The 4,093-nt window shown below is 68.4% G+C and carries 3 protein-coding genes, 1 tRNA gene and 3 pseudogenes; 5 read left to right on the forward strand and 2 right to left on the reverse strand.

The genetic code is table 11. The features are described 5' to 3' along the window. A pseudogene (locus B1A87_RS22230) lies at positions 1-679 on the forward strand (alanine dehydrogenase); the annotation flags it as partial. 3 nt (positions 680-682) lie between these two features. Here B1A87_RS22230 and B1A87_RS22235 read toward each other — a convergent pair. After that, a pseudogene (locus B1A87_RS22235) lies at positions 683-1,093 on the reverse strand (MFS transporter); the annotation flags it as partial. Positions 1,094-1,155: 62 nt separating this feature from the next. Between B1A87_RS22235 and B1A87_RS22240 the strand changes: the two are divergent. Further along, positions 1,156-2,556, forward strand: a complete 1,401-nt coding sequence (locus B1A87_RS22240) for a CAP domain-containing protein (RefSeq protein ID WP_144275945.1) — start codon at positions 1,156-1,158, stop codon at positions 2,554-2,556. A 21-nt stretch (positions 2,557-2,577) separates the two neighbouring features. Here the strand turns inward: B1A87_RS22240 and B1A87_RS22245 are convergent, their stop codons facing one another. Further along, positions 2,578-3,024: an SRPBCC family protein gene (locus B1A87_RS22245; RefSeq protein ID WP_078026930.1), complete on the reverse strand. Its 447-nt coding sequence runs from the start codon at positions 3,022-3,024 to the stop codon at positions 2,578-2,580. 244 nt (positions 3,025-3,268) lie between these two features. On the opposite strand from B1A87_RS22245, the gene B1A87_RS22250 reads away from it, so the two are divergent. The 3 genes and pseudogenes from B1A87_RS22250 to B1A87_RS22255 form a co-directional block, all read left to right on the forward strand. After that, positions 3,269-3,342, forward strand: a tRNA-Gly gene (locus B1A87_RS22250). Between the two features lie 123 nt (positions 3,343-3,465). Beyond that, on the forward strand, positions 3,466-3,612 hold the full coding sequence (locus B1A87_RS23200) for a hypothetical protein (RefSeq protein ID WP_185982369.1): 147 nt from the start codon (positions 3,466-3,468) through the stop codon (positions 3,610-3,612). Continuing rightward, positions 3,609-4,093: pseudogene (locus B1A87_RS22255) on the forward strand (alanine dehydrogenase); the annotation flags it as partial. The gene B1A87_RS23200 and the pseudogene B1A87_RS22255, both read left to right, overlap by 4 nt.

Genomic DNA, 4,093 nt, shown 5'->3' on the forward strand with positions numbered 1-4,093 from the left:
CACCGGCGATTACGGCCGGCGGCTCAGCGCCGTCGTCATCGGTTTCGGGGCCACGGCCCGCGGCGCGGTCACGGCCCTGAACGCGCACGGCATCCATGACGTGCAGGTGCTGACCAACCGCGGGGTTGCCGCGGTTGGCTCCCCCATCCACTCGGTGCGGATCGCGCAGTTCGACCACGACGACAAGGCGCCGTTCCTCAGCCAGGTCATCACCGAACGCGGCCGCGTCCCGCTGGCCCCGTTCCTGGCCGAAAGCGACATTGTGGTCAACTGCACCCTGCAGGACCCCAACAATCCGCTGACGTACCTGCGCACGGAGGACCTGGGCGCATTCCGGCCCGGCAGCCTGATCGTGGACGTCTCCTGCGACGAGGGCATGGGGTTCAGCTGGGCCAGGACCACCACCTTCGCCGAGCCGATGTTCACCGTGGGCGACCACATCGACTACTACGCGGTGGACCACAGCCCGTCGTACCTGTGGAACTCCTCCAGCTGGGAAATCAGCGAGGCTCTCCTGCCGTTCCTGGAGACCGTCATGTCCGGTCCCGCCGCGTGGGAGGACAACGACACCATTGCCCGCGCCATCGAAATCCGCGACGGCGCTGTCATCAACAAGGACGTTCTGGAGTTCCAGCACCGGGCGGCTGACTACCCGCACGAGGCGCTGCCGGAAAGCTAAGGCTTAGGCGGCCCGCTGCACCACCCGCAGCAGGCGGCGGTCCCGGAAGTCCACCTTGAGCTTCAGCTCACCCTTGCGGGCGAGGACGACGGCGACCGTCGCCGCCGCGAGCACCGGCACCCCGCCTGCCACCAGCAGGGCGGTGTGCGGATCCAGGTGCTCGGCAATGGACCCGATCATGGGTCCGCCGATCGCCTGGCCGCCGATCAGCACCATGATGTAAAGGCTCATCACCCGGCCGCGGATCCCCATGTTGGAGCTGATCTGGACCAGCTGGTTGGACGCCGTGAGGAACATCAGGCACCAGAAACCTGAGAGCACCATCGCGGTGCCGAACCAGGCCAGGGACGGCGCCAAGGCGGACAGGCACAGCATGAGCCCGTACATCCCGGCGCCGAGGACCACCGACCGCAGCCCTGTCTCTTATACACATCTCGGCAGGCGCGGTCGATGCAGCAGGCGCGGCCGCCGCCGGTATGCCTGAACCGGCATCCATCCCGCCGCTGTCAGCACCAGAGGGCGCCCTTCCCTCCCCGCCGACGGCAGCCCAGCCGGAACCAGCCCAGCCGGGGCCCACCGGATCGGCACCGCGGACGCTGACTCCAGAGGCGCTGGTGCCGGAAAGCAACGCGGCCCAGGTCGCTGCCGTCTTCAACGCGATCAACACGTACCGGGCATCCCTGGGCCTCCCCGCCGTGAAGTACCACGCCACTGTCGCGGGCATGGCGCAGGAATGGTCGGACAGCATCGCCTCCCGCGAGGTCATCGAGCACCGGTCCAGCTTCTGGACCGATGCACGGGCGCTCAGTCCGAACAACGGCGCGGGTGAGGTCATCGCCGTCCGCTGGGACCGGGACGCCGCGCAACTGGTCGAGTGGTGGAAAGGCTCCCCCGCCCACAACGCCATCCTCACGGATCCGCGGTTCAACGTGGTGGGCATCGGCATCTCCTTTACCGACGGCAACTGGCAGACCACCCCGGGCCGCTACACCATGTGGGGCGTGGTGGACTTCTTCGGCTACAGCGCCCTTCCGTCCGGGACCACCGCCGGCCCGGGCGGCACCACCACGGTCCCGGTCCAGCCAGCCGACGTCTGCGAACCCCTGGTCAAGCACATGCCGCCGACCCTTGACCTGGCCACGGCGGCCATCAGGAGTGCCGGTGACCTGCTGTCCGTGGACGCTGCGGGCCAGTTGATCAACCGGCCGTCGCTCGGGAACGGGCTGTTTGGTCCGGCGGAAGTCGCCGGTTCGGGATTTGCCGCCGCCCAGGCCGTTTATGTCACGGACTGGGAGCGCGACGGCATCTTCGATGTGCTGGCGCAGTGGGCGGACGGCCGGCTGACGCTGCATTCGGGCTCGCTGGCAGGCGGTTTCCTGGCACCGGTCACGCTCGGCCAGTCCGGCTGGGCGGGACTGACGCTGGCAGTCGGCGGGTGGTGCTCGGCCAACCGGCTTCCCCAGCTCCTGGCCCTGGACTCCGCGGCAAACCTCTGGCTGTATCCAAACCGGGGCAGCGGCGACCTGGTTCAGCGCACGCTGATCGCGTCCGGCGTCTCGGCGACGCGCCTGGCGATGGTGGATTTCGACGGCGACGGTTTCCAGGATCTGCTGGCCCGCCAGGGCGGCGGGAACGTTCTCCTGTACCGGGGATCCGGCACACCGTGGCCCACGGTCGAGGCCAGGGCCGCGGTGGCCAGCGGCTGGGGCGATGTGACCGCCATCCGCTCCCTGGCGGACGTCACGGGCGCCTATTCCGCCGGACTGGCCCTGCAGAGGACCGGCAGTTCCGTTCAGTACCTTGGCCTCAGCGGCGGCATCCTGAGCCCGCCGTCCGCGGTTCCAGGAATCTGGACCGGCCAGCGGCTCGCCCAGTAACCCCGGCCCCGCCGCGGAGTCCTAATCCGCCGTCGGACGCTCTTCGAGCACGGCCTTGAGCCGCTCGAGCTGGGCGACCCGCTCCTGCAGCCTCCGCTGGACGGCCGGCCGGCCGAGACCCCGGAGGCCTTTGAGCGGGGCTTCGAGGGCGAAGCGCACGCGCGTGCCGGCGCCCTCGGTGCTGAGGTAGAACCCGCCGCTCGGCAACGAGGGGCCGGCCACCACCTGGAACCTGATTTCGGCCCCCGGCCGTGCGTGTGAGATCTCAAAGTCCGCCGCGACCGGACGGCCCCGCGGCCCCGTGAGTGTCACCTGATACCGGGCGCCGGCGCTCCCCGCGCTGCCCGAACTCAGGCTGATGCTGCGGATACCCGGCTGCCAGGCCGCGAGGTTCAGCCCGTTCAGCAGGAAGATGTAGACCGTCATCGCATCGCGCTGCACGAGGACCTCGTGTTCTGCAAATGCCATCGGATCCTTTTTCCAGCGTCGGGCGGTTCTCGTAGCCCGTATCCCCGTTCCGCGGCTAACTGGACTCAGGATAGCCAGCGGCATGAAGCCGCGGGGAAAGCTGACCGGGCCTTTACCGAAGAGTTACGGGAGACAGCCAGCGGGGCCTGCCCGGAGGACGCGCGAAGGGCACGGACCGCCGGTGACCTGGCCTGCCACGCAACTGCGCTAAGCTAGGTTTTGCGCCGGCGAAATCCGGGGCACTGCGGCTGTAGCTCAATGGTAGAGCGCTAGCTTCCCAAGCTCGACACGCGGGTTCGATTCCCGTCAGCCGCTCCATTTTCCCCGGCCCGCCGCCCGGGAAGTTCGGCGCCAGGCCCGCCCACTTCCCCGGGGCCCATTAGGCAGCTACCTGTATGGTCAGAAGTCAGGAACCTCTTCGGTTCCGCTACAGGAGCAACCATGGCTGACAAGTCCCCCCGTCAAGCAGCATCCAAAAAATCCGGCAAATCCATCAAGGAAAAGCGCGCCGACAAGAGAGCCGCCACAGCACCGGCCAGCTCACTGGACAAGACCAGCGCTAAGCCGGTGGCGGCAAAGAAGAAGTGACCGGCTCGCCGAACCATCTCACCCTGGGGGTTGTCTCGTCGTCGCGAAAACCGGATGAACGCCGCCTGCCCCTGCACCCCCTGCACCTTGAGCGCATCGCCCCGGAGTTGCGCCAGCGCATGATCCTGGAGCACGGCTACGGCGAACGCTTCGGCTTTTCCGACGCCCAACTCGCCCCGCTGGTGGGCAGCCTGGCCAGCCGCGACGAACTGGTGGCGAAGGCCGACGTCGTCCTGCTGCCCAAACCGCAGCCGCAGGACCTCGCGGAACTGCGCGACGGCCAGGTCCTCTGGGGCTGGCCGCACTGCGTCCAGGACCGCGCCATCACCCAGCTGGCCATCGACAAGAAGCTGACACTGATCGCCTTCGAGGCGATGAACCACTGGGCCAGCGACGGCGGCTTCGGCCTGCACGTGTTCCACAAGAACAACGAACTCGCAGGCTACTGCTCGGTGATCCACGCCCTGGCCCTCACCGGGTC

Origin of the sequence: Arthrobacter sp. KBS0703, assembly GCF_002008315.2 — a bacterium.
GTDB lineage: Bacteria > Actinomycetota > Actinomycetes > Actinomycetales > Micrococcaceae > Arthrobacter.